The sequence below is a fragment of the Parasphingorhabdus sp. genome, assembly GCF_036964565.1.
Lineage (GTDB): Bacteria > Pseudomonadota > Alphaproteobacteria > Sphingomonadales > Sphingomonadaceae > Parasphingorhabdus.
Genome location: NZ_JBALTN010000003.1, coordinates 313257 through 337812, shown reverse-complemented (window position 1 = coordinate 337812; position 24556 = coordinate 313257). Strand labels below are relative to the sequence as shown.

Sequence of the window (24556 nt, the reverse complement as noted above, 5' to 3'; positions counted from 1 at the left end):
GACCGTGCGGGACAGATTTGCAGGCCAGGCGAGAAAATTGCGCCTGGGCCTGTGGCTTTTGCCCTTCCTGCTGACGGCCTGCATTTCGCCCGTTCAATATGGGCCGATCCCGCATAGCGACTATATAGCAAACGATCGTTGCCGGCCGGGGACACAGCCGGCCGACGAACTGGCGGGCAAACCCTATTTTGCCGTCATCAGCCGCTTGCCCGACTGCCGCACCGAACCGGTCGAACTGCTCAGCCAGCGAAGCGATGTCATTCGCTACGCGCGCTTCGGCGATCCCGCCGACATGGACATCACCGACGCGAAGGGCAAGGTGAAGACGCAGAAGCGCATCCCGATGGTGATGAACAACGACCAGCAATGGTGGGATGATCTGGCAGCGGCAACCCAGAAGCGGGATGGCCGCATCCTGCTCTACGTCCACGGCTTTCGCGAGACCTTTTTCACCAGCGCCCGCGACAGCGCGCAGATCGCCCGGCTTGCCGGGCTGGACATACCGATGGTGCATTACAGCTGGCCCTCGCAGGGCGAGTTACTGAAATATGCCGCCGACGAAACCAACATGTATTATAACGAACGCCAGTTCCGCAGCTTTCTGATCAAGCTGGCGCAGCAACCATGGACCAAGGAAATCATCCTTGTGGCCCATTCCCTGGGTGTGCGGCTGGCGATCCCGGCGATCGAATTTGTCGACCGCAACAGCAGCAATGCCGATTCGAGCAACATCTCCAATATCATTCTTGCCGCGCCGGACATCGACCGTCAGGATTTCGAGCGCGACATCGCCGAGACCGTGCTGACGATGCGCCGGGTCAACAATGACCGCCGGATCACGGTCTATGTGTCAGCCAAGGACCGGGCGCTTGGTCTGTCTTACAATTTTCACGGCTATCCCCGGCTGGGACGCCCCGATTGCTTCAATCCGTTCGAGGCGGAATCGTTGCGTGCGCAGGGATATCCCGAACGGTGCTATGCCGCCAAGACACGATATGACACGGAGCCGGAGAAGAGCGGCCTGACCATCGTCGACACCACCGCTGTCAGCCGCGGTCAGATCGGTCACAGCGACTATCTGCGCAGCGCCCTCGCCTGTTCTGATTTTGCTGCGGTCATCAACGGCACGGCCAGCAAGGCCAATGCGCGGCAGCCGACCCGACTAGCCCATGTTTTCGCGCTGGTCCCGGACCCCGATGGTCCGGAACCGGACCACGTCTCGGCCTGCCATCGCGAGACCGGCCCGTGACCTCCAGAATATTGCGAATCGATGCCGAGCAATTCCCGCGATCTGGATAAGCTGGTGGCAACCGTCCGGTCCTGCACCATCTGCACCGGACTGCCGCTCGGACCCAAGCCGATTTTGCAGGCTTCTGCCGGTGCCCGGATCCTCCTTGTCGGCCAGGCACCGGGCAGCAAGACCCACGCCAAGGGACGGCCGTTTGACGATGCGAGCGGCAAGCGTCTGCGCGACTGGCTGGGGGTCAGCGAAGCACAATTCTACGATCCGGATCTCTTCGCGATCCTGCCGATGGGTTTCTGCTATCCCGGAACCGGGACCGGCGGCGATCTGCCGCCCCGGCCGGAATGCGCGCCGGCCTGGCGCGAACCGCTGCTGCAGGCGATGCCGGCGATCGAGCTGACCCTTGTCCTGGGACAATATGCGCTCGACTGGCATATCGGAGATTCCCGGTCGAAGACCCTGACGGAAACCGTGCGACGCTGGCGCGAATTCTGGCCCGATCTGCTGCCCCTGCCCCACCCCAGCCCGCGCAACATCCGCTGGTTCCGCGCCAATCCCTGGTTCGAGGACGAGATCCTTCCCGTCCTTCGCGAGCGGGTCAAGGGGCTGATCTAGAAGACGCCCATGGCCAGGCCGGCGGCCAGGGTCGCCCCGGTTTCCCTGCAAGAGGCAAGATCGTCATCGCCGATCGTCTTCGGTGCCATAATGGCCTCTTCGGTCTGCGCATGGGTACAGACGATCAGCGAATCAATCACCCGTTTCAGCCGCCAGCCGGTCGCGATCCGTTCGAGCTGTCGCTGCGCATTCTCGCCATCCGACCCGGCGCAGATCATCGCGCCATAGGGCCGTCCCTCGATCCTGCCGAGCACCGGATAATAGCAGCGATCGAAAAACGCCTTCATCACCCCGGCGATTGCCGCGAGATTTTCCGGGGTCGCGAAAATATAGCCGTCGGCAGCGAGCAGGTCCTCCGGCTGGCAATCCTCGGCGCGCATCAGGCGAAGGTCCGTGCCTTCTTCTCCGCGCCCCGCGTCCGCCGCGGCCCTGGCCATCTGTTCGGTGCCGCCGGTATAGCTGTAATAGACGATCAATAGCCTTTTCATCCCGATCTCCTAGCAGCCAACTGACCGATTGTCAGCGGCGCCGGATTCCCGCATAGCGCGGACCATGAAGGCAGTATTGAACGTCGAGAATTCCCTGTCCGGCCAGAGCTGGCGCTGGCGCAGCACCAGCGCCGACGCGCGGGATCCCGGATTCCAGCCGGATGATCTGGTTACCCAGTTGCTGCTGGCCCGCGGTGCCAGTCGCGAGACGCTGGCGGTCAACCGCGAACCGACCATCCGCGGCTTCATGCCCGACCCGTCGGTCTTTCGGGACATGGACGCCGCCGCTGACCGCCTGAGCCACGCGATTCGCAACCAGGAGAAGGTGACGATTTTCGGCGACTATGATGTCGACGGCGCGACCAGCGCGGCGCTGCTGATCCGCCTGCTCCGGGACCTGGGGCTCGAGGCCGGCTATTACATTCCTGACCGGCTGATGGAGGGCTACGGCCCGTCGGGCGAAGCACTGGTCCGGCTGGGCGAGCAGGGCAGCAATCTGGTCGTCACCGTCGATTGCGGCGCAATGGCCTTCGAAGCGCTCGACATGGCCCACAAGGCCGGGGTCGAGGTGATCGTGGTCGACCATCATAAATGTGCCGCCGAGTTGCCCAGGGCCGTGGCGCTGGTCAATCCCAACCGGCTCGACGAGAGCGATGCCGGCGCGGCACACGGCCATCTCGCTGCCGTCGGCATGGCCTTCCTGCTCGGCGCGGCGCTGGTCCGGACATTGCGCGGCCAGGGCTATTTCGCCAACCGCCCGGAGCCGAAACTGCTCGAGCTGCTCGATATCGTAGCCCTGGGGACGGTCGCCGACGTCGCCCAGCTGCGCGGTCTCAATCGCGCCTTTGTCGCGCAGGGGCTGAAGGTGCTGGCCGGGCGCCAGAATATCGGGCTGGCGGCGCTGATCGACGCCAGCCGGCTGAAGCGCGCGCCGATATGCTCGGACCTCGGTTTTGCCCTTGGCCCGCGAATCAACGCGGGTGGCCGGGTCGGCAAGTCCGATCTCGGCGTCCGCCTGCTGATCTCGCAGGACCCGGAGGAAGCAGCAGCGATTGCTGCCGAGCTTGACCATCTCAACCAAGAACGGCGGGCGATTGAGGCGCATGTGCTTGAGGCGGCGGACGCGATGTGTTCCTCGCAACAGAACCAGGCGGTGGCGGTGCTGTCGTCGGAAGGCTGGCACCCCGGCGTCATCGGCATCGTCGCCGGCCGGATCAAGGAGAAGCTGAACCGCCCCGCGATCATCATCGCGCTGGATGACCAGGGCATCGGCAAGGGCTCCGGCCGCTCGATCGCCGGGATCGATCTCGGTGCCGCAATCATTGCCGCCAAGGACAGCGGCCTGCTGATCGCCGGCGGCGGCCACGCAATGGCGGCGGGCATCACCATCGCGGCGGACAGGGTCGATGCCTTTTCCGAATTTCTCAACGACCGGCTGGCGGACAGCGTCGGCAAGGCGCAGGACGGCAAGGCGCTGCTGCTCGACGCGGTGCTGTCGCCGAAGGGCGTCAATCCGCTGATGGTCGAGGCTATGGACGGCGCCGGTCCCTATGGCATGGGCTGGCCGGCACCGCGCATCGCCACCGGGCCGGTGCGAATCATCAAGTGTGACGTCGTTGGCACCGACCATGTCCGGATGGTCGTCGGCGGGGATGACGGCGCGTCGATCAAGACCATTGCCTTTCGCGCCGCCGAAAGCGACCTCGGCCAGGCGCTGCTCCACGCGCCGCGCGGACGCAAGTTGTGGATCGCAGGCCGCGCCAAGATCGACGACTGGGGCAGCCGCCCCGCGGCGGAACTGCACCTCGAGGATGCGGCCTGGGCCGATTGAGCGCACAACAGCGGCGCGTCAGCAAATGGCTCGGAATTTCCGGCGAAAAGAGGGTTGACCAATGCCGGTGACCCCCCTAATGGCCGTGGCTCGCCGACCGGCAATTGGTATGGCCCCTTCGTCTAGCGGTTAGGACGCGGCCCTTTCACGGCTGAAACACGGGTTCGATTCCCGTAGGGGTCACCATCATTCTCCCAGAGAATTTAGTGATGGCGCTTGCGCCCGACGCTGTGACAACCCTGCAGTTGTCCTGCAACCGGCCGAGCGCGCTTGTCCCGTCATTGCCGTTTCCCTTCCCTCATCCGCTTTACACGGAACGGATTTATTTATTTCCGTGACTTTAAGCCATATCACCCGGAAAAGCGCGGGTTTTGCACCCCCGCCCCCTTCCGTAGTGTGACCTTTCGTTTCGACTGCCGGAGTGCTGGCCTCCGTACAGGCCAAACTCAGGACATTCATACGGCAATTATGGCATGATCGGGGGGCTGTAGGAAAGGATGTTCGCCTTCGATACGGGCGTTGTTTCCAGGGTGATGCTGGTCCCTGGGTTGCAGGGGTCAGGGACCGGATCCGCACCGGCCGGGATCCGCCGGACAATCTGTTCGCAAAGCATCCGGCTTTTGCTATGGCCCAGCCCATGTGCATCATTTCCCTCGCCTGGCAGGCCCATCCCCGCTGGCAGCTGGTCGCGATCGGCAACCGGGACGAGATGCACGCGCGGCCAGCGGCGGCGCTCGAACGCTGGCCGGACCATCGGCATCTGCTTGCGGGCCGGGATATCCAGGCCGGCGGCACATGGCTCGGGGTTTCGGAGCGCGGCCGCTTTGCAGCGGTGACCAATCTGGCAGGCCATGGTCCGCCCGACAGCAGCCGCGCCTCGCGCGGCGATCTGCTGAAGGATTTCCTGACCGGCGAAGGCGATTATGCGAATCTGGACGCAGCACCCTTTGCCGCGTTCAACCCGTTCAATCTGGTGACCGTTGCGCACGGCGAAGCGCGGCTCCACAGCAATCGCCCCGAACCGGTCAGCCGGCGGTTGGCGCCGGGCATCCATGGCCTGACGAACGGCCCGCTGGACCGCCCGTGGCCCAAGGCCGCGACGCTCAACCGGGCGCTCGCCAACTGGCTGGAAGAGGGCACGGAAGAACCCGGCCCGTTGCTCGACGCCCTGGCCAGCCGAAAAAGCTATCCGCGTGCGGCGGCAGCGCTGCCCGGCCCGCCGGCACCGCTGGAGCCAGCCAGTTCCGCTATCTTCATCGACAACCCCGTCTATGGCACTCGCTGCAGCACGGTGCTGGCGATCGACCGGACGGGCGCGGGATGGATCCGGGAACGGCGTTTCGACGCCGCGGCGACCGTAACCGGTGAGGACTGTCTGCGCTTTCGCTGGCCCCTATGAGAGGGGCCGGTTGACGGGCTACGGGCGCGCGCGCTTCGTGTAGCGGTCACCCGCTATCACGCCCTCCAGCAGCTTCGGATCGATTTCCTGCTGTTGACCTGTCGCATGCAGGACACAGACATCTCCGGTGGTCTCGGCAACAACCGCCAGGACCTGCGAAAAATCGAAGGCGTTGGCCTCGCGCAATTTTCCCCACAAGTCGTTCTCGGTCATCTTCGCTTTTTTCAGCTGATCATGCTGGACCTCGCGGCCGATCATGATCAGCCGGGGCTTGTTGTCCGCCAGCATCTGCAGACCGGGAAACCGGCTGCGCAGGATGGCCATGCCGATCTGCAGGGCAAACAGGCAGATCAGCGCAGCGACCCCGCTGGCAAGCGGCGGATCCTTGCTGGTGATCACAGAGGCCAGCACCGAGCCGATCGCGACCGTGACGGCAAAGTCGAAGCCGCTCATCTTGGAAAAGCTTCGGACGCCAGCGATCCGGGTCAGCAGAATCACCGTCACGTACATGCCGGTGGCGGACAGCGCGATCAGACCCACTTGCGCCCAGCCAGTGCTGACCCACTCATTCAACATTCAATATGTCCGCAAAAGGCAGGATTGGCTCAGGCAACTTCCTTCTTCTCCACCGGCTTGCGCTCGTTGAAGATTTTCGCCAGCTCTTCGGCCCGTTCCTTGCTGAGATCCTTTTTGGCGGCCGCAAAAATCTCGTTCTCTTCCTCGTCCATATGATGTTCGAGCCGCTCCTTGAGCGTCTTGAACCGGGTCAGCCAGCCGGTGCTGCTGAATTCCATGTCGACCAGCTCTTCGAAATAATCCTCGGCCTCCTTGTGCTCGGCAACGGAATGACGGCCCTTGTCCTGGAGATCGGGGCGGGCCAGCATTTCGGCATAGAGCGACTGTTCCTCGGCATTGGCATGCGCAGAAACGTCGATGCGCAGCTTCTCGAAGGAATCGCGACGGTCTTTCGTGTCGCCGCTGGTGTCGGCGACATGGTCAAGCATCTCGCGGTGGCGGTCGTGATCCTGCTTCAGGCGGGTAAAGATATCGGTCATACAGTCTCCATTGGTCATTTGCTGTCCTGAAGACGCATGAACCTGCCATTGGTTGCAGTTCGGCGATCGCGCACGGTCCTCGCGACCCTCCGAACCGGAAGAGAAAGGGACAGGTTCGCGACACCAAAAATAACCCGGAAAAAAAATTTCGAACCGTTGCAACCAATTGTCCGGGAGAGGGTTTGATAAAGCGAATGGATGCCCACCCGCCACCCTGCGGTGCATGCATTCCCTGAAAACTGGCTGGAAAACGTGCGCGATAGTATGCCCCCCGTTTACCGAAGCGAACCTTTTCCAGCCACCTTTCCCGACCTTTCCATCCTGCCATCGTGAAATACTGACCAACGCCGCGCGTGCCATCAGGATTGCACCGGGCAAAAAAATGGCCAGGACATAATGCCTGGCCATTTTCTTGCGTCTGCGATGCAGAGCTTATTCTTCCGAAGGCATGGTCACATCAACGTCGGGAACGTCGACGGTGACTTCTTCCGAACCGACTTCGACGTCAGCCGTATCGACATCGACTTCAGGCATCTTGCCGGCGTCGCCAGAAACATCAACGTCCATCGAAGGCATTTCGCCTTCTTCCGTAACATTCGCTTCGCAACCGGTGAGTGCCAGTCCAGCTGTCATTACTGCTGCAATTGCAAATTTCTTCATCATGAATTCCCTTCAATGGTTCGATACAGAAAACGCACTATCGGCTATCAGGTTCCAATGCACGTTAAATTTATCCCCGGCCCAGCCGCATGCGAAACGCATCGAGATGAAAATAGCTGGAATCGAACTGGCTGATCTCGGCCAGCCGTGCCTGGTCCTTGAACAGGATCCAGCCATTGGTTCGCTCCAGCAGTTCGTCGCGTTCAAGCTGGCGCAGCACCCGGTTGGTGTGAATAGGCGTCAGGCCCAGGGCGTCGGCAATAACGGTCTGGGTCAGCGGGACGCGAAAGCCGTCGACGCTGCCCGAACCCGTGATCAGCACCCGCCGGTGCAGCTCGAGCAGGAAATGCCCGATCCGCTCGCGCGCCGTCTGCTTGCCGTTGCGGACGATCTGTTCGCGCAGAAAGGCCTCCTCCTGGACCTGCATCCACCAGAAGGCGAGAGTCAGTTTTCCGGACTCGGTCAGCAACTTGCGAAAGACCGACGGGCGGACCGACAGGCCGGTCAGGCTGGTCACCGTTTTGACCGAATGGTCGGCTTCTGCCGCCACCAGGACCTGAAGGTCGAACATGTCCCCGGGCAACAGCACATTGAGGACCTGACGCCGACCGTCCTCAAGCGTCTTGTAGCGGATCGCCCAGCCCTCCTTGACGATCAGCAAGCTTTCCAGTTCCTGTCCTGCATCGACGATTTCGGTGTTTTTATCGAACTGCTGCTCCCGCCCCTCGATCTGCATGATGACCTGCTGATCGGCTTCGTCCAGATCGGCATAAAAGGATATACGCCGGAGCAACGACTTGCGCGCCACTAACCGAGTTCCTGTTCTTCGGGGGCAGGAAAAACGATCGAGCACTGGAGCCCGTCGCGGTTCCATTCCCGCTTGATTTCTCCGCGCAGATTGCGGGTTATGCTGTGGTCGATCAGCGACGATCCGAAGCCGGCTGCGCCAGGGGCAGCCTCCAGCGCCGGCCCGTCTCTTTCCGACCATGTCAGTATGACCATATCCGGCCCCTCCTCGGCGGTCTCAATGTGCCAGTCTATCTTCACCCGGCCTGCCTCGTTCGTCAACGCCCCATATTTCGCGGCATTGGTAGACAATTCGTTCAGCACCAGCGAGATCGAAACCATCGCGTTCTCGGGCAGAATGATTTCGGGCCCGGACCAGCTGATCCGCGGATAGGTGTTGCACAAATCCCGTATCAGCGCGACGAACGATCCGGTCACGAAATTGGTATCCAGCAGGATTTGCTGGGCACGGTTGAGGGCGTTCAGCCTACTGTGGATCCGCTCGATATAGTCATCGATGGACGTGGCCGAGCCCTTTGTCAGTGTCATGATCGACTGGAGCGTCGCGAAAAGATTGCGCAGCCGGTGATGCAATTCCCGCGTGTGGAGCTTGAGCTGCTCCTCCTGGTCAACCGAATGGGTGATGTCCTTGTTGATGCCGGTCAGCGTCGGCCGGCCGTTGGACTCCAGATAATCGCCATATCCCTCGATCCACCGGATTTCTCCGGATGGCAGCACGATCCGGAACCGGGCTTCGAACTTTTCATTGTCGTCCGCCGCCGCGCTCATTGCCGCGCGCACCGAATCCCGGTCTTCGGGATGCACCCGCTCGAGCGCGGATTCCACTTCGGAGGCCGCTTCGCCGGCATCCGGCCCCCATATTTTCATATAGGCACCGCCCCATTCGATCAGGCCGCTTTCGAGGTCGATGCGAAAGCTGGCGATATCGCTGAGCGCCAGCGTGAGATCGAGGTTCGAGCGGGCGATCGCGGCGTTTCTCTGCGCCAGCTCGCGCAAACCGATCTCGCGGCTCAGCTCCATTTCGCTCATCACGATGTCTGCGAGACTTTTGAGCTGGTTCATCTGGTTCTTGGTTATCCGGAACCGCGGCGACGTGTCGGCAATCCACAGGCCTCCCAGAATTGTGCCATTGGGTGCGATCAGCGGCGCCCCGGCGTAAAAGCGGATTGCCGGATCGCCGCTAACCAGCGGATTGTTGAGAAATCGCGGATCGGCCGAAGCGTCCTCGACCACCATTGGCTCCCCGCTGTCGATCGATCGCGCACAAATTGAAACCCGGCGATCCGCCCGGAGAGTGCTGAAACCTACCGACGACTTGAACCACTCGCTATCCGCATCGACGAGCGAGATGGATGCGACAGGTGCGGAAAAGATGTCCGCCACCAGCCGCGTTATTCGGGAGAACGCATCTTCCGGCGCCTTTTCCAGCGCCTGATAGCTGAACAAGGTCGCCAGCCGGTCAGCCTCCCGTTTCAGCTCCGATGCGCTGTTCATCTGATTTCCCGCGTTCATCTGTATTCCTTACCCCACCCTGAAACCGTCGAAGGGCAAACGATTGACTCCCGATCTTGTTGCATCCGTGCGGAACCATAAAGCCAAGCAACGCGTAGATTGTTCATGGCGCCTGCACCGAAAATGATACCCAAGGAGACTTTGGCATGAATAGCGATGATCGTGAAGAATTATATGAATTGATTGAGGATATTGGGACGGCGATGCTGGTGACCGAGACCGATGACGAGCTCCGCAGTCGTCCGATGACCGGAAAATTGTACCGGGACAGTGGGGAAATATGGTTTCTCACCGAAAGCCATTCGGAAAAGGTCGAAGAGATCGCAGAAGACCGGACCAGCAATCTGACCTATGCCTGCCCCGAGAAGGAAGCCTATATTTCAATTACCGGCACCTCGCTGGTGAACAGAGACGCCGACAAGATCGACGACCTGTGGGGCCCGTGGGCCAAGGCCTGGCTGCAATGCGAAAAGGATGATCCCAAGGTTGCGGCAATCCGCTTCAAACCGGAGATGGCGGAATTCTGGTCATCACCGACGTCCTCGCTGGTACAGGCTTGGCAGCTGGCCAAGGCCAATGTCACCAACGAAAAACCCGATATGGGAACCAACAAATCCGTCAACATGTCCTAACCCCCCCTGTCTTGCAACTCCCAACAATAATTACGAAGGGCGAGAAATGCGCATTTCTCGCCCTTCGTTGCTTGTCGTGAATGGATTGTCGCCCTAGCGGCGCGCCATCATGGCGCCGACGATCAGTCCCAGTCCGGCGGTTGCCGCGATGCTGACGATCGGATTTTCCTTGATGGTGGTGCGCGCCTTCTTGCGGCCCTTGGTGCCTGCCTCGATCGCGTTGCTGCGCGCAGCGTCGAATTTCGTTTTCGCGTTCGCCCGCAGCTCAAGTGCATTGGCCTGAGCGTCCGCCTTGACGGATTTCGTCAAAGTTGCCAAATCTTCCTTCAGCGTCTGAAGGTCCGATTTCACCGCGCCCATTTCTTCCGAATAATTGCCTGTCATTTCATTTTGCTCCATCTTCTGTTTACTGTACTGTCTACGATCAACAGCCCAAATGGTTCCGGTGCAGACGCAAATTGACCCTTTCCAACATCGCCAGTCAGGCTAAAATGTTGCGGAACCCTTTTTTATTTCATGCGTTTGGAGCGCATCACGGAGATATAACATATGTCATTAGCTGAAAGTCTGAAGCCGCATCTTCCCTATCTGAGACGCTATGCGCGGGCTTTGACGGGAAGTCAGAAAAGCGGTGATACTTTTGTCAAGGCCACCCTCGAGGCGATAATTGCCGATCCACAGTCCCTCGCCAATGATGACAATGTCAGGGTCCATCTGTACCGGATTTTCTCGGGCATTTGGGAAAGCGCCCATGTCGGCGTGGCAGACGACCCGGACGACAACACTGCGCAGAGTCATCTCAATGCCATCCCGCCGATCAGCCGGCAGGTGTTGCTGCTGACCGCGCTGGAGGGTTTTTCGATCAGCGATGTCGCGAAAATTGCCGACGTCGGTGAAAACTCCATCAACGGCCTGCTCGAAGACGCCATCGCCGAAATCGACAAGGAAATCAGGTCCGACGTCCTGATCATCGAGGACGAGGCGCTGATCTCGATGGAACTGCAGCAGATCGTGTCCGGGCTCGGACATCATGTCTGCGGTACGGCGACGACCCACAAGGGCGCGCTGGAAGCGGTTGCCAAGGCCAAGCCTACTCTGGTCCTGGCCGACATCCAGCTTGCAGACGGCAGCTCCGGCATCGATGCGGTGAAGGATATTCTGGAGGAAATCTCGGTTCCGGTGATTTTCATAACCGCCTTCCCGGAACGGCTGCTGACCGGAGAGCGGCCCGAGCCGACCTTCCTGATCACCAAGCCGTTTCAGCCCAACGCGATCCGCGCCGCGATCAGCCAGGCACTGTTCTTTTCAACGGCGGAGCAGGAGGCCCAACGCTAGAGCGACGCCGCCACAGACCATGCGCAGCGGGCGTCAGGCCGGTTCCTCACGGGACCCGTCTGACGCCTCTGTTTTTTCAGGATAAGCGACCGCCTGCCAGAGGCAGAGGGTCTTGGGCACGCGACAAGCGCGGTGCCTTCAGGGTGCGATCTTTTCGACCGCCCCGATGATGTTCTCGAGCGCGGTTGCAGTTAGATTGCCGTGCCCCTCGGAGGCGGATGTGAAGCGTCCTTCTTCCAGAATGACCTCCAGCGTCTTGCGCGCGCGCGAAACCCGGCTCTTCATCGTGCCGACGGCGCAATTGGCGATCTCGGCCGCTTCCTCGTAGGAATAGCCACCCGCGCCGACAAGAATGATCGCCTCGCGCTGGTCATCGGACAGCTCCATCAGGCCCCGCTGCAGGTCCGCGAGATGCAACGGTTCCTGCTGCGGCGCGGGCGCGGACAATATCCGCTCGGCAACCAGTTCGTCATAGTTGGCGGTGAATTTCTTGCGGCGCATGCTCGAAAAGAAGGTGTTGCGCAGGATGACGAAGGTCCATGCGCGCATCGACGTCCCGGCGATGAACCGGTCCCGTGCGCCCCACGCCTTGAGCAGCGTGTCCTGAACCAGATCGTCGGCAACATCGCGGTCGCCGGAAAGGCTGCGCCCGAACGCGCGCAGATGCGGAATGGCTTCCGTCAGTTCCTTTTTGAATTGCGCGGGCGAGAGCGCCTCTTGCTTACTCATGCAGGATCAGACCCACCGGGTTCGGACTCGTCGCCATCGTCCACATCCAGCTCGTCGAGAAGCGCCAGCATGTCGTCCGGGAGCGGTTCGTCGAGAACGCTCAGGTACATGTTCTTTAATCCAAGGCCCAATCGCTGCTGCATGTCATCCTTGCTTTTCACGGGCATGTCCTTTGACTGCTTTGTTTCCTCACCAGGTTCCGATGAATCGTTCTGATTTTTGTCTGGGCTGGCCAAAACATGCCTCGTATTTGATTGCGTGAAGACAGAACACCTGATGATCCTAAAGGTTGCATATAAATTATTGTTAATAATGTCCAACGATGTGGAACATTATTTACCAACGCGGGTTGGCCTCTTGAACGGCTTTGAACAGCGGAGATATCAAAATGACCGACAGCAAGAAAAGTGAATCCGGCCTGAAAATGGAAGGCGAAGGAAGCCGCGAAGGCTCAAGGCGCTTTCAGGACGCCCAGCACGAATTTGCCGAGCACGGAGATGTGGAAGGAAAAGCCAAGGAAGCGGCAAAGGCACTGGACGGTGACGAAGCGGCCGAACTGGAGAAGGCGCGACGCGCCGCCGCCAATGGCGAGGCGGACCACTGAATTGATCCGGAAGATGTCCGGCCAGCGCGGCGTGACGAACCGAAATTAACCCGAGGGGCGATGCCTGTTTTCTGTCACCCAGCCTGGCAGAAAACCCGGCTAGTAGGCGGCCTTCGCCCCGAGGGTCAGGAAGTTCTGGAAAAACATTCTGGTAGGCTCGGCAACCGTTTCGCCCGCCAGGATTTCGGCGAGCGCGGTCGGATTGTGGTCGGCCTGCGGCGATACGAAAAATGCCGCCATATGCCACGGTGCAAATTGCCGGCCGGACGACTGACGCTGGTCAATGACCGCCATGCCGCTGTGCCGTTCATCCAGCCGGATGGCATGCAGGCGATCATTGGTGGTCCCTTTTTCGCCTTCGATGCACTGCATGAAGTTGAAGCCGTTGAACAGGATCAGCCCGGTCACGCCGCAACGCTCGTTGTTGCGCCGCGCGACCGAGATTATCGTTTTAAAATCGTCGTGATTAAGACCGGCCCTGGCGGTGCTCACATAAATGAGAGAGGTGATTTGGGAGTGGGGCACATCGGACTTTCTGTTTTCGGCGGTTGCCCAACCTCATGAACAAAGACATTTATCTGACTTGGCGGCGTCTTGCTATAACATAAGTTAACGCCGTTTACGATCATTCGACCGGTTGGCGGTCGTCCAGCAAGTCGGCCGACCCGTCGTCCGATCGTTCCGAGTTGACCAGTCTCTCGACATGATCCTCGGGTGAAACATCAAGCATGTTCGGCGACGGCTTCATCTCCTTCTGTAAGGGCGTCGAGCCACCTGCCTTCTGTACCGGCCTAGCCTCGGCAAGCTGCGGCGCTGCGTTGTCGAACCGCAGACGGTATATCGGTTCCGGCAGGGCGAAGCCGCATTCCTCCAGCGCGTTCTTGGTGACCCGGATCGCCGCGCCCCTCGCCTTCAGGAAATCGCTGTTGCGCTGGTCGACCCAGCCGTGGAAGCTGATCAGGATGTTGGAATCGCCCACTTCCTTGATTTCCGCCGTCGCTTCCGGCTCGTTCAGCACGAAGTCCTGACCGTTGATCGCGCGCAGCCCGGTCTCGATCGCGGCTGCCGGGTCATCATCGGCGTCCACCCCCAGTTCGAAGCTGAAGCGGCGCTGCGGATTGCGGGAATAGTTGAGAATTTCGGCCTTGAACACGGTCGCGTTGGGAAGGCGCAAATGGTTGCCATCAAGCGTCATCAATATGGTCGCGCGCGAGGTCAGGCGAACCACGCGCCCTTCCCGTTCGCCGATCAGAACATGATCGTTGGCCCGAAACGGCTGCCGAATGCTGAGCATGATGCTGGACATGTAATTGTCGACCGTGTCGCGCAGCGCAAAGCCAACGGCAAGGCCGATCACCCCGGCACCGCCTAGCACAGCTCCGAGCAACGCCGTCGCGTCGAGAATGTCGAGGCCAATGAATATGCCGACGAGGATGAAAACCACGCGCACGGCCCCGGCGACCAGGTCGGCCAGGAAAATATTGGGCGTTACCCGTTGCCAAAATCGCGAGAAGGACGCCAGCACATGACCCGCCAGCCCGAACAGGATGGCAACCGCCAGCGCGATGCCGATCAGCGGGAGCGCCGAGAGGAAATTCTGCAGGCTGGCCTCAAACTTGTCGACCACCGGCTCCACATTGCCGCCAACGGACAGGTCGCGTTGCAACTGCGTCTCCACCGTCACCACCCCTGATACGCGCTGCGCAATGGCTTCGGCGCGGTTCGCTGCAGCATCGTCGGGTACCAGCCCGGACAGGCGCACCACGCCCGCGTCGGCAGCGACCCTGACATTTTCGAGCCCGTTGATCTCCCGGAAAATCCCGCGCAGCCGCGCCGCGATGACCGCGTCTTGCGCCGCGGTGCCCTCCGGGGACGGCTCGATCAGGGGTTCAGGAGTGGCAGGCTGGGCGGCCGATTCCGCAGGGTTCAGTTGCGCCAGCGCTCGCTGTTCCAATCCAGGCGCTGCGGCGAATACCATGGCGGCAATGGCCAGGCAGGCAATGGCCACGAGCCGGCGATAAGTGGTCATTTCATTTCCAATCCGCAACGCTGCCATACTCGGCAGAATAACAAAAGTTCCTCCGCCCAGGTAAAATATAATTGGGAACCCGGATGGCTCTGCGATGTTTATCAATCAATATAGATAAAGATGAGGGACAATATGAAACATCCACCCGAGATCGCAATACTGAATGACGTTCTGGAGTCGCTTATAGACTCTACGGATGGATATGAGAAGGCGGCCGAAATTGCCAAGCGCGATACTTTTCAGAACTTTTTCACCCGCCGTGCCGCAGCGCGCCGGGCGATGGCTGCGGCGGTCCGCAACGAGATCGTTACACTTGGCGGCAAACCTGAAGATGACGGCACGATATTGGCATCGGCACACCGCGTGTTCATGAAGATCAGTGCCGCGATCCAGGACAATGACGAGGCGGCGATCGAAGCGGTCGAGACCGGAGAAGAACATCTCAGGATGACCTTCGAGCAGGCGCTGGAACGGAGCGAATTGTCTCCTGCCAGCAAATCATTGCTCAGCAATTTTCAGGGGGAACTGCGGGCCGATGGCCGGCTTATCGACCATCTGGAAGAGACCGCCTGAGCAGGCGACCGAACGAACTTAAACAAGGGAAACTATCATGGAATATGGAATTATCGGCCTACTGATTTTGGCTTTGGACATCTGGGCGCTGATCAGCATCTGGGGAAGCGGCTCTTCGACCGGTGCCAAGATTATCTGGTCTCTGGTCATTCTGATCTTGCCGGTTGTCGGTCTCATCATCTGGTTCTTTATCGGACCCAGAGGCTCGGCGCGGGCTATCTGAACGGATTGAAGCGCATGGCACATAGCTGGCGCTACCATATCGCTCCGGTATCCGGCCCCTTGCGGCCGGCTATCGGAGCTTTTTCGTTATCGGCCGCGCCCATGCGGCATCTGCAGGAACATGACAGACAAGCAATCCAAAAATAACCTCGCCAACGAGCGCACGGATCTGGCCGAAAACCGCACCGAATGGGCGGAGGACCGGACCATCATGGCCAACGAGCGAACGTTCGCCGGATGGATGCGCACCGGCCTGGCCGCGGTCGGGATCGGGCTGGGCTTCAACGCCCTGTTTGGCAAGCTTGAACCATTCTGGGTGCCCAAGGCCATCGCCTCGATATTCATGATCATCGGGATCTTCATTTTCTGGGTGGCGCAGCGCAATGGTTGCGCCGTGCAGGGCCGACTCAATTGCCATCACGCGACACCGGTCAAGCCGACCAATATGCGGATCATTTCGGGGCTGATGGGGACCGGTGCAGTGACGCTCATTGTTGCGATCTGGATGATGGACTTTCGCAGCTGAGCGTGGGCCGAGGCAACCAAATCCCCTGTCGCGGGTTTGTTTGGCATAGGATATCATGACAAGGAGAGTGACATGCGTTTCATTATCAGGACGATTGCAGCGGGTGTGGTTTCAATGGCCGCGCGCATCATCATCAAGAAGATCCAGGACAAGAACCAGCCGGAATCCGCAAACGATAGCCCGGTTGCACGCTCCTCTCTCTAGACCCTGAAGCCTAGACCCTAAAGGATGCCGGCAAAGACGTTGTCCGCCCGTTCCGGGTCGAAGACATCATTGTCGGCCAGCCACTTTTCGACCGCGTCGATATCGGGCGTCTCGTATGCTCCAAGCCGGCGCCCGTCCTTGCCAAGCATGTCGATCGTCTTGATCAGCGACTTCGTACGGCCGAAAGCATTCTCGACCTCCGCCAGGTCGACACCGAGATGCTCTGCCATCAAATCGTTGCGGGTATAGGCAATTTGCTCGGCCACCCGCCCGTCGCGGGCAGCCGACGCGTCCAGTGCAACGTCACATTCGCTATCGAAACCTAGCGAGCGGTTGTTGAAGTTCGACGAGCCGACGCGCAGAAACTGGTCATCGACGATCAAAATCTTCGCATGCACATAAACCGGCGTACCGGCATCGGTGAACGGGTGATAGATCCGGAACCGGCCGTACTTGTCCCTGGCCTTCAGCGCCTGATGGAGACGCGCGCGCCGGGAATCCATGATTTCGGATTCCAGCCAGCCTTCCGCGCTTTGCGGGTTGATGATGACGATCTCCGGGCCCGATTCCTCGTCCAGTCTCTTGGCGATTGCCGCCGCAATCTTGGTTGATCCAAAATACTGGCTTTCTGCATAGATAAAGTCTTTCGCCGTCGCGATCAGGTCGAGATAGAGATTCTCGATTTCATGGACGCCCTCCTGGTCATCCATTTCCGGGAGCGTGCGGGCAATCGCGATCGGGCAATCGCGAAAATCGGCCTCCAGCCCCTTCGGCCAGCAATCGGCGCGGGCCGTGACCGTCTTGAGCTGTTTACCGCCCGCGGCCTGCCAGTGCTGTTCGGCATATTCCGACAGCGCGCGGGCGACGTCGCCCTGCACCACCATGGCCGCATCATGCCACGGACCGGCATCATTGTTGTCCGGCTGCAGGCGGTGCTTCTGTTCTTCATCATGGGCCCTTGTGTCCCAGCGGTTGTTGGTGACGTCGATGCCGCTGCAGAAAGCCGTGTCCTCGTCGATCACGATAACCTTCTGATGGTGCGCAGCACCCACGGGATGATGGGCGTCGAGCTTGAAATGCACCCGGGGATGGAGATACCAGCGGATCAGCGTCATCAACCCGTTCGCCCGGAAGAACGACTTCAGCGCACCAGTATCCCAGCGCAGCACATAGATATCCAGATCGCGATTTTTCTTCAGCAGCCATTCGAAATAGGCGCCGATCCGCAGCGGCCCTTCGGGCGTTTCGACCGTGTCATGCATCTCGACGCGTTCGTCAAAATCCCATCCCAGCAACATGATTCGCTGCTGCGCCTGCGACAGCGACTTGCGCACCGCGCGAAAATAATTTTCCCCGTCGATAAGCATGGAAGAGCGTTCCGCATGCTCGACGCGCCAGCAGTTTTCTCCCGGTTTGAATATATGCGGCATAGATGATCTACTTTCCCGGTGTGTCAGGGTTCCCGCTACCACAATATTATTTGCAACCAATGCGTTAATTGAGAGTTTAGCAGCCATGGATGATCCCCTAGACCAATCGTTTGACACTTTCGAAATCCTGATCACGCAACTTCACTCGATGTGGGCCGGCCTCGTCAGCCTGCTGCCCAGTCTGGCCATTGCGCTCCTTTTCCTCGTCTTCACCTGGATCCTCGCCAGATTTGCCACGAAAATTGCCGACCGCCTGACCGCGAAGACGGCCATGCGCCCTTCGTTGCGGGAACTGGTCGAGACGCTCGTCCGGATCGCCATCTGGATGGTGGGATTGCTGATCGCCCTGACCATATTGCTGCCCGACCTCACGCCGGGCAGCCTGATCGCCGGACTGGGCGTGGGCACGGTCGCCATCGGCTTTGCCTTCCAGGATATTTTCGAGAATTTCCTGGCCGGCATCCTGATCATGATCCGGGAAAAGATGCGAATCGGGGACTATATCACCTGCGAGGGGATCGAAGGCCGGGTCGAGCAAATCATGCTCCGCGAGACGCATATCCGCCGACTGTCCAACGAACTCACCATCGTGCCCAATTCGATCCTGTTCAAGAACCCGGTGGAGATTCTCACCGACCGCGACCAGCGCCGGCACGAAGTCATCGTCGGCGTGGCGTACGACACCGATCTGGAGGAGGCGCGCGACGTCATCCGCACCGCGCTGGAAGCATCGGAGATCACCGACGACCAGAAGCCCGTCGATGTATTCGCCTGCGAGTTCAACAGCAGTTCGATCGATTTCCGGCTGCGCTGGTGGGCGGGCTCCACCCAGCGCGACATGCATGACAGCCGCGATGTCGTGATCCGGTCGGTGAAGAGCGCGCTGGACAAGGCCGGAATCGAAATCCCGTTTCCCTATGTCACGCATACCTTCAAGGAAGCCATACCGATGGCATCACAGCAAGATTGATGCTATTTCCTGCTCGCCCGGCACGGTCCGGCGCGCGTCATCATGCGGCTCACGCATGATGACATGGCGAGGAGAGAATCAGTGGCGGAGCCGAGATCGTTTCAGAACCGGATACGGTCGGTCGACGTCATTCTCGACAACGGCACGCCGGTATGTCTCCGGCGCATACGCCACTCGGACCGCGAGCAGATAGAGGCCGGGATCAGCCAGATGTCAGACAAGAGCCGCTATCTGCGGTTTTTTTCCGGCGCAAAGACCATGCCGCCGTCGGTCGTGGAACGGCTGGCCAATGTCGACGGGACCCATCATCTGGCCTGGGGCGTGGTGAAGATGGACGAGGACGATCGTCCCGCCATCGCTGCCGCACATGTGTTCCGCGAAGAGCAATCCAGCGACCTGGGGGAATTCGCCATTGCCGTTCTGGACTCCTATCACGGCCAGGGCGTGGCACGGATATTGATGACCACCATGTTTCTCGACTGCTACTGCGAAGGGATGCGCGAACTGCGGATAGAGATCCTGCGCGACAACAAGAAGGCATCGGGGCTGGTCCGGTCGGTGGGCGCCACCGCCGTCGCGATGGAGGGACCGGTGGCCCAATATGGTCTGGTCATCGAAGACGCGATCGCGGCGCTGGCGGAAATGAAATCCCCGGCGGGTGTCCAAACGATACTGGCGGCCTTCGCGGCCGACTGATGCCGAAACGGACGCACTGCAGATAAATTCGCGTGCGGTGCAACCAACCCGATTGGGCGGCGTTGTCCCGTATAATCAATGGACGATGTTCAAGTTCACCTTCGATCCATGGATTAGTGCCAGAAAACCCGGTCGCGATGCGTATGTACTGTCGTGGATCGCGTTTTCTGGCCTCCGCTCCCTCCCCCGTGCGCCATCCCTCAGGCTTTCCAGCAACCGGCGACGTGATCGTCGGTCATCCCGATCGCCTGCATATAGGCGTAGATGATGGTGCTGCCGACAAAGCTCATGCCGCGCTTTTTCAGGGACCGGGAAATGGCATCGCTGACCGGAGAGGTGGCGGGCATCTGGGCAAGATGTTGCGGGCGGTTGACCGGTGGCGCGCCATCGAGATGGCCCCACACCCAGGCGTCAAAGCTGCCATACTCCTGCTGAATCGCGAGGAACACCAGCGCGTTCTTGCGTACGGAATAGATCTTGAGCCGGTTGCGGATGATCGCCGGCTCGTCGCGCAGGGCTTCGAGTTCCTCATCGGTCATGGCCGCGCAGCGTTCGATATCAAACCCGTGGAAGGCACCGCGATAGCCTTCCCGCTTGCGCAGCACGGTTTCCCAGCTGAGACCGGCCTGCGCCCCTTCGAGGATCAGATTTTCGAACAGCAGCCGGTCGTCGTGGACCGGCACGCCCCATTCGCGGTCGTGATAGTCGCCGTAAAATTCCTTGCCCGCCTGGCCGCCGAAGCAGCGGTGCTTTCCGTCGGTTCCGATCACTGTCATGATCATCGACTAGCCGGTGCACCCGGCTTCCACAATCCTATTCGGCAGGCTGGACATCCGGTGCCCGGCCGTGGTCGGGGCCCCACCAGCCAATTCGCCGCTTGACCCGGTTGAGCAGGCGCGGGATCGGCGCATTGCGATCCATCCATTCGGCATAGTCCTTGTAGGCCGGATCGATCAGCAGATGCTTTTCCTCGGTCTTGGCGCGCCAGTAATAGACTCCGCTGACCAGCGCCATCAGGGCCGTGTTGCGGACGAAGTCGGCGATGCTGCCGGAGGTCACCAGGAACGGCATGCTGGCCAGCCACCAATAGGCATTTTTGGCGACATAGGCGGGATGCTTCGTCCAGCTGTAGGGGCCGTGGGTCAGGATGCCGCGATGGGTGAGGTTGGAGAACCGGAGGCCGAAGGCGACGGTGGCCCAGGCATAGACGGCGGTCAGGAACACCAGCAGCCCACCCCAGACCCACAGGATGGCGGAGGGCTGGCCGTCGAACCAATAGGCCCAGTCGGCGGTGTTGACATGATAGTTGAGCGGACCGTTGTCACCCATCAGGATGAACGGCGGATAGCACATCAGCGCCGCCACCCACCCGGCCAGATAGGGGTTGGCCGTGCGGATGTGGGCGTCGAGCGGCTTCATCGTCAGCAAATAGCCCACGGTCGCAAACTGGACGTCTACGACGAACATGGCGATGATCAGCCATTGCGCGATCGCCACCGGATCCCCCGCGATTTCGGCCAGATCGAGCCGGACAAGATCGCCGAAGCCGCCGGGCACGATCGAGATCATGAACGCCAGAAAGAAGCCCTTGACCGCCCAGGCGCGCAGATGGTGGTAGATCTGCTCGGCGGCCCACTCACCCTTGCCGCCGGTCAGCAATTGCCCGAAATGCCAGGCACCATCGCGCGGCTCGACCGTGAAGCGGTCCATGAACATGACGTAGGGGATCGACAGCACGAACAGCCAGGGCGCGGCGGTTTCCATCATCCGCATCGAAAATTCATATTGCCCGGTCCAGTACCAGCGTCCGACACAGTAGACGACCGCGATCAGGCCCCATGTCGCCCACAGGCCGGTCAGTTTCACCAGACTGACGTCGAACGTCTGCTTGAGCGATTTCGGGTTTTGCCAATCCATTCCCGTCGACGGGCGCAAGTGCACCTTGTCCATCAGCAGCGACCAGACAATCATGGGAACAGCGCAGGCGAGGCAGGCGGCGAGCGCGGAATAGGGGCCGTCCATCCCGTATTGCCGGGCGATCAGCACCCAGGCGGCAAGGCCAAGCAGGCCGGCTACGCCGACGCCATGCGAAACGGCTGACTCGGGACGGGGATCATCGCGAACAGATTTGGGTCCAAACATGGCGCCTGCTCTAGCCGATAATGGTAAGCAAGCGGTGAACGATGCCAATCTCCTGATAAATCCGCGGATTAACCTAGGAAATATTGCCCGGATCTACTATATCATCCTGTAAAGGCGGGTGGAATCGATTTGATGATGGAACACGGAAAACTTATGAAAAATATTGGACTTTCACTCTCGGTCGCCATCCTGACCGTTGCCTGCAGCAATAGCGATGATGCGCGGGCCACCGGCAATATAGTCGAAGAACAGCAGACGATGTCCGATATTTCCCCGGTTGATCGCAAGCCTTTCGAAACCGCCGCGATCGCAAGTTTTGACGAACCCTGGGCCATGACCTTCCTGCCCGATGGCCGGATGCTGGTTACCGAAAAGGCCGGCAAGCTGCTGCTCGTCGATGGCCAGGGCAAGAAAACCGAAATTGGCGGCGTACCCGAGGTGGATTACGGCGGCCAGGGCGGCTTTGGCGATATCGTCCTCGCTCCCGATTTTGCCACCAGCAACATGGTCTATCTGAGCTGGGTCGAAGCCGGAGAAAAGGACACCCGCGGCGCTGTCGTGGGTCGCGCCCGGCTGCAGCTCCAGGGTCAGAAACCCACGCTCAAGGACCTCAAGACCATCTGGACGCAGAATCCGAAGGTAAAGGGCAGAGGCCATTTTTCCCACCGCATCGCCTTTTCGCCCGATGGCGAATATCTCTTCATCGGCTCCGGCGAACGGCAGAAATTTGATCCGGCGCAGCACATGGCCGCCAATCTCGGCAAGATCGTAAGGCTCTATCCGGATGGCAGCGTTCCCAAGGACAATCCGTTTGTCGACAAGGATGGCGCGCTGCCGGAAATCTGGTCGCTCGGGCACCGCAACATCTTGGGCGTGGCCTTCGACAGCGAAGGTCGCCTATGGAACCAGGAAATGGGTCCGAAGGCCGGCGACGAACTGAATCTTGTCCAGCGCGGGGCCAATTACGGTTATCCGATCGTCTCCGAAGGCGATCATTATGACGGCAAGAAAATCCCCAATCACGACACCCGGCCCGAGTTCGAGGCACCGAAGGTGGCATGGGTACCGACGATCGCGCCCAGCGGCCTGATCTTCTATTCCGGCGAAATGTTTCCGGCATGGAAAGGCAGCGCGTTCATCGGCGGGCTCGCCAGCGAGGCGCTGATCCGGGTCAGCTTCGATGGCGACACCGCCAAGGAAGCCGAACGCTTCCTGATGGACAACCGCATTCGCGAAGTCGAACAGGGTCCGGACGGTGCCATATATCTGCTCGAAGACGGCGATGGCGGCAGAATGCTCAAGCTGACACGGGCCAAGTAAGCCGCCTCAGCCTTTGATCATTGCGATGCGGTGGTTGTCGTTCCGGACAGGTCGCTCAGAAAATCGCGGACACGCTTGGCATTGGTCCCGACGTCATGCAGGCCGACCCGGCTGACCGAGCGGACGTCGATGATGCTGGCAGAGCCATTTTCTGCCGCTCTCGCTCGGACGACGATGTCATCCTTGAACCGGAACAGCGAATAGGTGTCCGTGGCCTCCAGCTTGCCGCTCGCAGGCTCGATGCTAGCGATTTCCCAGCCGCGGTCTTCGGCGAGCCTTTTTGCCTTTTCGATCACCACCGCGACCGGCTGGTCAATGCGCGCCGAGCGAATGTCCGGATAGGCGTCCTGGTGCAGGGTTGCCCAACGCTGCCTCGGGTTCATGCCCGCCATGTCGCTGTCATCCGCGCCGGGAATCTTGTCCCAGTTGTCGTCGCGCAGGCTGAGCACGGTGAACCGTGGCGGGTCGGCGAGATCCGTGGTCACGTCGTGGATCGCCGGCAGCGTCAGCAGGGCGTTGCCATAAGGCGCCAGATACACCAGAAAGCCCAGCGTGGCCGCCATCCCCAGACCCATCAGCGGCCAGCGCGTCTTGCGCCCCTTGCGGCGGTCGAGCACGATGAAGGCAATCGCAACCAGAAGCGCGGCGACGGCGGCCAGCACAATCCACGGGATGGCCGAAAGGCCTGCCTGCCAGCCCCACAGGCCGATACCGCTGCCGCCCGCAGCAACCAGATAGGCAAGCGGCGCACCCACGCCGAGCAGCGCCACCAGCCAGCCCTTGGGGTCGCGGCGGAGGGAGGCGAGTCTGGTCGATCCATTGTTGTTCATGCTGGACGATCCACCATCCGATGAAGGGCTATGGCCCTGATTCTGGTCCGTCACTTGTACAAGCTCCTATAACAGAACAATCTTTTAGCTGGCGCGGCGGCATCATGCAATTGCAACCTATGCGGCTCGACTTTTGCTGCAAAGCCGGGTAGCGGGCGCCTTTTCCGGAAACACGAGACCAACGACTTGACCAGCATCATTCCCCTTGCGGAGATCGACCCGCAGCTCGTCGAAGCCCTGCTTGACGTCGCCTTCGGCGCGGACCGGCACGAACGCACCGCCTACCGGCTGCGCGAAGGCATGGCCATGCTCGAAGGCCTGTCGCTGGCCGCGGTGGATGAGGAACGGCACGAGCTGCTGGGATCGATCCAGTGCTGGCCGGTTGCCCTGACAGACGAACAGGGCAAGAAGCATCCGATGATCATGGTCGGTCCGGTGGCGGTCTACCCGGATTTCCAGCGCGAGGGCATTGGCCGGGCGATGATGGCGGCCCTGCTCAAGGAAATCCAGCCCGATGATCCGCTGCCGCTGGTGATGATCGGCGACCCCGAATATTACGAACGCTTCTTCGGATTTTCCGCAAAGGAAACCGCGGGCTGGTCGCTGCCCGGACCGTGGGAACCGTCGCGGCTGCTGGTCCGCAGCAACCCCGCCCATCCCCTGCCGGAAACCGGCACGCTCGGGCCCTGGACAAGTTAGCGAGT

General features: G+C 60.5%; 30 protein-coding genes and 1 tRNA gene. 16 read left to right on the top strand and 15 right to left on the bottom strand.

The window, feature by feature from the left end:
* The first annotated feature begins 4 nt into the window (after positions 1-4).
* Positions 5-1249 carry an alpha/beta hydrolase gene (locus tag V7650_RS05725; RefSeq protein WP_335655280.1) on the top strand — a complete coding sequence of 415 codons (1245 nt, stop codon included), beginning with the start codon at positions 5-7 and terminating at the stop codon, positions 1247-1249.
* A 21-nt stretch (positions 1250-1270) separates the two neighbouring features.
* Positions 1271-1858, top strand: a complete 588-nt coding sequence (locus V7650_RS05720; RefSeq protein ID WP_335655279.1) for a uracil-DNA glycosylase family protein — start codon at positions 1271-1273, stop codon at positions 1856-1858.
* On the opposite strand, the gene V7650_RS05715 is transcribed toward V7650_RS05720, so the two are convergent.
* Complete coding sequence (locus tag V7650_RS05715) at positions 1855-2346, bottom strand: flavodoxin family protein (RefSeq protein WP_335655278.1); 492 nt, start codon at positions 2344-2346, stop codon at positions 1855-1857. The two genes, V7650_RS05720 and V7650_RS05715, sit on opposite strands and share 4 nt — an antisense overlap.
* Before the next feature lie 64 nt (positions 2347-2410).
* On the opposite strand from V7650_RS05715, the gene recJ reads away from it, so the two are divergent.
* From recJ to V7650_RS05700, 3 genes are all read left to right on the top strand, one after another.
* Positions 2411-4177, top strand: coding sequence for a single-stranded-DNA-specific exonuclease RecJ (gene recJ / locus V7650_RS05710; protein WP_335655277.1), 1767 nt, complete (start codon positions 2411-2413; stop codon positions 4175-4177).
* 111 nt (positions 4178-4288) lie between these two features.
* Positions 4289-4363, top strand: a tRNA-Glu gene (locus V7650_RS05705).
* Positions 4364-4814: 451 nt separating this feature from the next.
* Positions 4815-5576, top strand: a complete 762-nt coding sequence (locus tag V7650_RS05700; RefSeq protein WP_335655276.1) for an NRDE family protein — start codon at positions 4815-4817, stop codon at positions 5574-5576.
* 18 nt (positions 5577-5594) lie between these two features.
* On the opposite strand, the gene V7650_RS05695 is transcribed toward V7650_RS05700, so the two are convergent.
* The 5 genes from V7650_RS05695 to V7650_RS05675 all read right to left on the bottom strand — a co-directional run bounded on the left by V7650_RS05695 (position 5595) and on the right by V7650_RS05675 (position 9610).
* Positions 5595-6152, bottom strand: a complete 558-nt coding sequence (locus V7650_RS05695) for a DUF421 domain-containing protein (RefSeq protein ID WP_335655275.1) — start codon at positions 6150-6152, stop codon at positions 5595-5597.
* Between the two features lie 29 nt (positions 6153-6181).
* Entirely contained in the window at positions 6182-6631 is a 450-nt protein-coding gene (locus V7650_RS05690) for a hemerythrin domain-containing protein (RefSeq protein WP_335655274.1), read from the bottom strand.
* 432 nt (positions 6632-7063) lie between these two features.
* Positions 7064-7294: a hypothetical protein gene (locus V7650_RS05685; RefSeq protein WP_335655273.1), complete on the bottom strand. Its 231-nt coding sequence runs from the start codon at positions 7292-7294 to the stop codon at positions 7064-7066.
* A 67-nt stretch (positions 7295-7361) separates the two neighbouring features.
* Complete coding sequence (locus V7650_RS05680; protein WP_335655272.1) at positions 7362-8099, bottom strand: Crp/Fnr family transcriptional regulator; 738 nt, start codon at positions 8097-8099, stop codon at positions 7362-7364.
* The gene (locus V7650_RS05675) at positions 8099-9610 is read right to left on the bottom strand and encodes a sensor histidine kinase (protein ID WP_335655271.1); all 1512 of its coding nucleotides are present in this window, start codon (positions 9608-9610) and stop codon (positions 8099-8101) included. The genes V7650_RS05680 and V7650_RS05675 overlap by 1 nt, the downstream gene beginning before the upstream one ends.
* Before the next feature lie 146 nt (positions 9611-9756).
* Between V7650_RS05675 and V7650_RS05670 the strand changes: the two genes are divergently transcribed.
* A complete protein-coding gene (locus V7650_RS05670) occupies positions 9757-10242 on the top strand; it encodes a pyridoxamine 5'-phosphate oxidase family protein (RefSeq protein WP_335655270.1) in 486 nt (161 codons plus the stop codon).
* A 93-nt stretch (positions 10243-10335) separates the two neighbouring features.
* Here V7650_RS05670 and V7650_RS05665 read toward each other — a convergent pair whose 3' ends face one another.
* Positions 10336-10626: a DUF883 family protein gene (locus tag V7650_RS05665; RefSeq protein WP_335655269.1), complete on the bottom strand. Its 291-nt coding sequence runs from the start codon at positions 10624-10626 to the stop codon at positions 10336-10338.
* A gap of 165 nt (positions 10627-10791) precedes the next feature.
* Between V7650_RS05665 and V7650_RS05660 the strand changes: the two genes are divergently transcribed.
* Complete coding sequence (locus V7650_RS05660) at positions 10792-11577, top strand: response regulator (protein WP_335655268.1); 786 nt, start codon at positions 10792-10794, stop codon at positions 11575-11577.
* A 138-nt stretch (positions 11578-11715) separates the two neighbouring features.
* Here V7650_RS05660 and V7650_RS05655 read toward each other — a convergent pair whose 3' ends face one another.
* Together V7650_RS05655 and V7650_RS05650 are read right to left on the bottom strand one after the other, a co-directional pair.
* Positions 11716-12306 (bottom strand): sigma-70 family RNA polymerase sigma factor, encoded by a 591-nt coding sequence (locus V7650_RS05655; protein WP_335655267.1) that lies wholly within the window; start codon positions 12304-12306, stop codon positions 11716-11718.
* Entirely contained in the window at positions 12303-12467 is a 165-nt protein-coding gene (locus tag V7650_RS05650; protein WP_335655266.1) for a NepR family anti-sigma factor, read from the bottom strand. The genes V7650_RS05655 and V7650_RS05650 overlap by 4 nt, the downstream gene beginning before the upstream one ends.
* A 227-nt stretch (positions 12468-12694) precedes the next feature.
* Here V7650_RS05650 and V7650_RS05645 point away from each other — a divergent pair, with 227 nt between their 5' ends.
* On the top strand, positions 12695-12910 hold the full coding sequence (locus tag V7650_RS05645; RefSeq protein WP_335655265.1) for a hypothetical protein: 216 nt from the start codon (positions 12695-12697) through the stop codon (positions 12908-12910).
* Positions 12911-13009: 99 nt separating this feature from the next.
* Here V7650_RS05645 and V7650_RS05640 read toward each other — a convergent pair whose 3' ends face one another.
* Complete coding sequence (locus V7650_RS05640) at positions 13010-13435, bottom strand: BLUF domain-containing protein (RefSeq protein WP_335655264.1); 426 nt, start codon at positions 13433-13435, stop codon at positions 13010-13012.
* 100 nt (positions 13436-13535) lie between these two features.
* A complete protein-coding gene (locus V7650_RS05635; RefSeq protein ID WP_335655263.1) occupies positions 13536-14939 on the bottom strand; it encodes a mechanosensitive ion channel domain-containing protein in 1404 nt (467 codons plus the stop codon).
* Positions 14940-15071: 132 nt separating this feature from the next.
* On the opposite strand from V7650_RS05635, the gene V7650_RS05630 reads away from it, so the two are divergent.
* The 4 genes from V7650_RS05630 (at position 15072) to V7650_RS05615 (ending at position 16464) form a co-directional block, all read left to right on the top strand.
* A complete protein-coding gene (locus V7650_RS05630; protein ID WP_335655262.1) occupies positions 15072-15512 on the top strand; it encodes a PA2169 family four-helix-bundle protein in 441 nt (146 codons plus the stop codon).
* Between the two features lie 37 nt (positions 15513-15549).
* Positions 15550-15735: a PLD nuclease N-terminal domain-containing protein gene (locus V7650_RS05625; protein ID WP_335655261.1), complete on the top strand. Its 186-nt coding sequence runs from the start codon at positions 15550-15552 to the stop codon at positions 15733-15735.
* Between the two features lie 120 nt (positions 15736-15855).
* Positions 15856-16260, top strand: coding sequence for a YidH family protein (locus tag V7650_RS05620; protein ID WP_335655260.1), 405 nt, complete (start codon positions 15856-15858; stop codon positions 16258-16260).
* A 72-nt stretch (positions 16261-16332) separates the two neighbouring features.
* A complete protein-coding gene (locus V7650_RS05615) occupies positions 16333-16464 on the top strand; it encodes a hypothetical protein (protein ID WP_335655259.1) in 132 nt (43 codons plus the stop codon).
* A 17-nt stretch (positions 16465-16481) separates the two neighbouring features.
* Here V7650_RS05615 and V7650_RS05610 read toward each other — a convergent pair whose 3' ends face one another.
* Positions 16482-17894 carry a phospholipase D-like domain-containing protein gene (locus V7650_RS05610; protein WP_335655258.1) on the bottom strand — a complete coding sequence of 471 codons (1413 nt, stop codon included), beginning with the start codon at positions 17892-17894 and terminating at the stop codon, positions 16482-16484.
* A gap of 85 nt (positions 17895-17979) precedes the next feature.
* Here V7650_RS05610 and V7650_RS05605 point away from each other — a divergent pair, with 85 nt between their 5' ends.
* Positions 17980-18864, top strand: a complete 885-nt coding sequence (locus tag V7650_RS05605) for a mechanosensitive ion channel family protein (protein WP_335655257.1) — start codon at positions 17980-17982, stop codon at positions 18862-18864.
* Between the two features lie 81 nt (positions 18865-18945).
* Entirely contained in the window at positions 18946-19560 is a 615-nt protein-coding gene (locus V7650_RS05600; RefSeq protein WP_335655256.1) for a GNAT family N-acetyltransferase, read from the top strand.
* 200 nt (positions 19561-19760) lie between these two features.
* Here the strand turns inward: V7650_RS05600 and V7650_RS05595 are convergent, their stop codons facing one another.
* Together V7650_RS05595 and V7650_RS05590 are read right to left on the bottom strand one after the other, a co-directional pair.
* Positions 19761-20342 carry a DNA-3-methyladenine glycosylase I gene (locus V7650_RS05595; protein ID WP_335655255.1) on the bottom strand — a complete coding sequence of 194 codons (582 nt, stop codon included), beginning with the start codon at positions 20340-20342 and terminating at the stop codon, positions 19761-19763.
* A 31-nt stretch (positions 20343-20373) separates the two neighbouring features.
* Positions 20374-21702 (bottom strand): methyltransferase family protein, encoded by a 1329-nt coding sequence (locus V7650_RS05590; RefSeq protein WP_335655254.1) that lies wholly within the window; start codon positions 21700-21702, stop codon positions 20374-20376.
* A gap of 153 nt (positions 21703-21855) precedes the next feature.
* On the opposite strand from V7650_RS05590, the gene V7650_RS05585 reads away from it, so the two are divergent.
* Complete coding sequence (locus V7650_RS05585; RefSeq protein ID WP_335655253.1) at positions 21856-23022, top strand: PQQ-dependent sugar dehydrogenase; 1167 nt, start codon at positions 21856-21858, stop codon at positions 23020-23022.
* Positions 23023-23039: 17 nt separating this feature from the next.
* On the opposite strand, the gene V7650_RS05580 is transcribed toward V7650_RS05585, so the two are convergent.
* Entirely contained in the window at positions 23040-23852 is an 813-nt protein-coding gene (locus tag V7650_RS05580) for a DUF1499 domain-containing protein (protein WP_335655252.1), read from the bottom strand.
* Positions 23853-24038: 186 nt separating this feature from the next.
* Here V7650_RS05580 and V7650_RS05575 point away from each other — a divergent pair, with 186 nt between their 5' ends.
* The gene (locus V7650_RS05575; RefSeq protein ID WP_335655251.1) at positions 24039-24551 is read left to right on the top strand and encodes a GNAT family N-acetyltransferase; all 513 of its coding nucleotides are present in this window, start codon (positions 24039-24041) and stop codon (positions 24549-24551) included.
* The last annotated feature ends 5 nt before the right edge of the window (positions 24552-24556 follow it).

Excerpts from the sequence above, each read along its gene's own strand:
- V7650_RS05720 (WP_335655279.1), top strand. The coding sequence starts at position 1,271 with ATGCCGAGCAATTCCCGCGATCTGGATAAGCTGGTGGCAACCGTCCGG.
- V7650_RS05715 (WP_335655278.1), bottom strand. The coding sequence starts at position 2,346 with ATGAAAAGGCTATTGATCGTCTATTACAGCTATACCGGCGGCACCGAA.
- recJ (WP_335655277.1), top strand. The coding sequence starts at position 2,411 with ATGAAGGCAGTATTGAACGTCGAGAATTCCCTGTCCGGCCAGAGCTGG.
- V7650_RS05700 (WP_335655276.1), top strand. The coding sequence starts at position 4,815 with ATGTGCATCATTTCCCTCGCCTGGCAGGCCCATCCCCGCTGGCAGCTG.
- V7650_RS05695 (WP_335655275.1), bottom strand. The coding sequence starts at position 6,152 with ATGTTGAATGAGTGGGTCAGCACTGGCTGGGCGCAAGTGGGTCTGATC.
- V7650_RS05690 (WP_335655274.1), bottom strand. The coding sequence starts at position 6,631 with ATGACCGATATCTTTACCCGCCTGAAGCAGGATCACGACCGCCACCGC.
- V7650_RS05685 (WP_335655273.1), bottom strand. The coding sequence starts at position 7,294 with ATGATGAAGAAATTTGCAATTGCAGCAGTAATGACAGCTGGACTGGCA.
- V7650_RS05675 (WP_335655271.1), bottom strand. The coding sequence starts at position 9,610 with ATGAACGCGGGAAATCAGATGAACAGCGCATCGGAGCTGAAACGGGAG.
- V7650_RS05670 (WP_335655270.1), top strand. The coding sequence starts at position 9,757 with ATGAATAGCGATGATCGTGAAGAATTATATGAATTGATTGAGGATATT.
- V7650_RS05665 (WP_335655269.1), bottom strand. The coding sequence starts at position 10,626 with ATGACAGGCAATTATTCGGAAGAAATGGGCGCGGTGAAATCGGACCTT.
- V7650_RS05660 (WP_335655268.1), top strand. The coding sequence starts at position 10,792 with ATGTCATTAGCTGAAAGTCTGAAGCCGCATCTTCCCTATCTGAGACGC.
- V7650_RS05655 (WP_335655267.1), bottom strand. The coding sequence starts at position 12,306 with ATGAGTAAGCAAGAGGCGCTCTCGCCCGCGCAATTCAAAAAGGAACTG.
- V7650_RS05645 (WP_335655265.1), top strand. The coding sequence starts at position 12,695 with ATGACCGACAGCAAGAAAAGTGAATCCGGCCTGAAAATGGAAGGCGAA.
- V7650_RS05635 (WP_335655263.1), bottom strand. The coding sequence starts at position 14,939 with ATGACCACTTATCGCCGGCTCGTGGCCATTGCCTGCCTGGCCATTGCC.
- V7650_RS05630 (WP_335655262.1), top strand. The coding sequence starts at position 15,072 with ATGAAACATCCACCCGAGATCGCAATACTGAATGACGTTCTGGAGTCG.
- V7650_RS05625 (WP_335655261.1), top strand. The coding sequence starts at position 15,550 with ATGGAATATGGAATTATCGGCCTACTGATTTTGGCTTTGGACATCTGG.
- V7650_RS05620 (WP_335655260.1), top strand. The coding sequence starts at position 15,856 with ATGACAGACAAGCAATCCAAAAATAACCTCGCCAACGAGCGCACGGAT.
- V7650_RS05615 (WP_335655259.1), top strand. The coding sequence starts at position 16,333 with ATGCGTTTCATTATCAGGACGATTGCAGCGGGTGTGGTTTCAATGGCC.
- V7650_RS05610 (WP_335655258.1), bottom strand. The coding sequence starts at position 17,894 with ATGCCGCATATATTCAAACCGGGAGAAAACTGCTGGCGCGTCGAGCAT.
- V7650_RS05605 (WP_335655257.1), top strand. The coding sequence starts at position 17,980 with ATGGATGATCCCCTAGACCAATCGTTTGACACTTTCGAAATCCTGATC.
- V7650_RS05595 (WP_335655255.1), bottom strand. The coding sequence starts at position 20,342 with ATGATCATGACAGTGATCGGAACCGACGGAAAGCACCGCTGCTTCGGC.
- V7650_RS05590 (WP_335655254.1), bottom strand. The coding sequence starts at position 21,702 with ATGTTTGGACCCAAATCTGTTCGCGATGATCCCCGTCCCGAGTCAGCC.
- V7650_RS05585 (WP_335655253.1), top strand. The coding sequence starts at position 21,856 with ATGAAAAATATTGGACTTTCACTCTCGGTCGCCATCCTGACCGTTGCC.
- V7650_RS05580 (WP_335655252.1), bottom strand. The coding sequence starts at position 23,852 with ATGAACAACAATGGATCGACCAGACTCGCCTCCCTCCGCCGCGACCCC.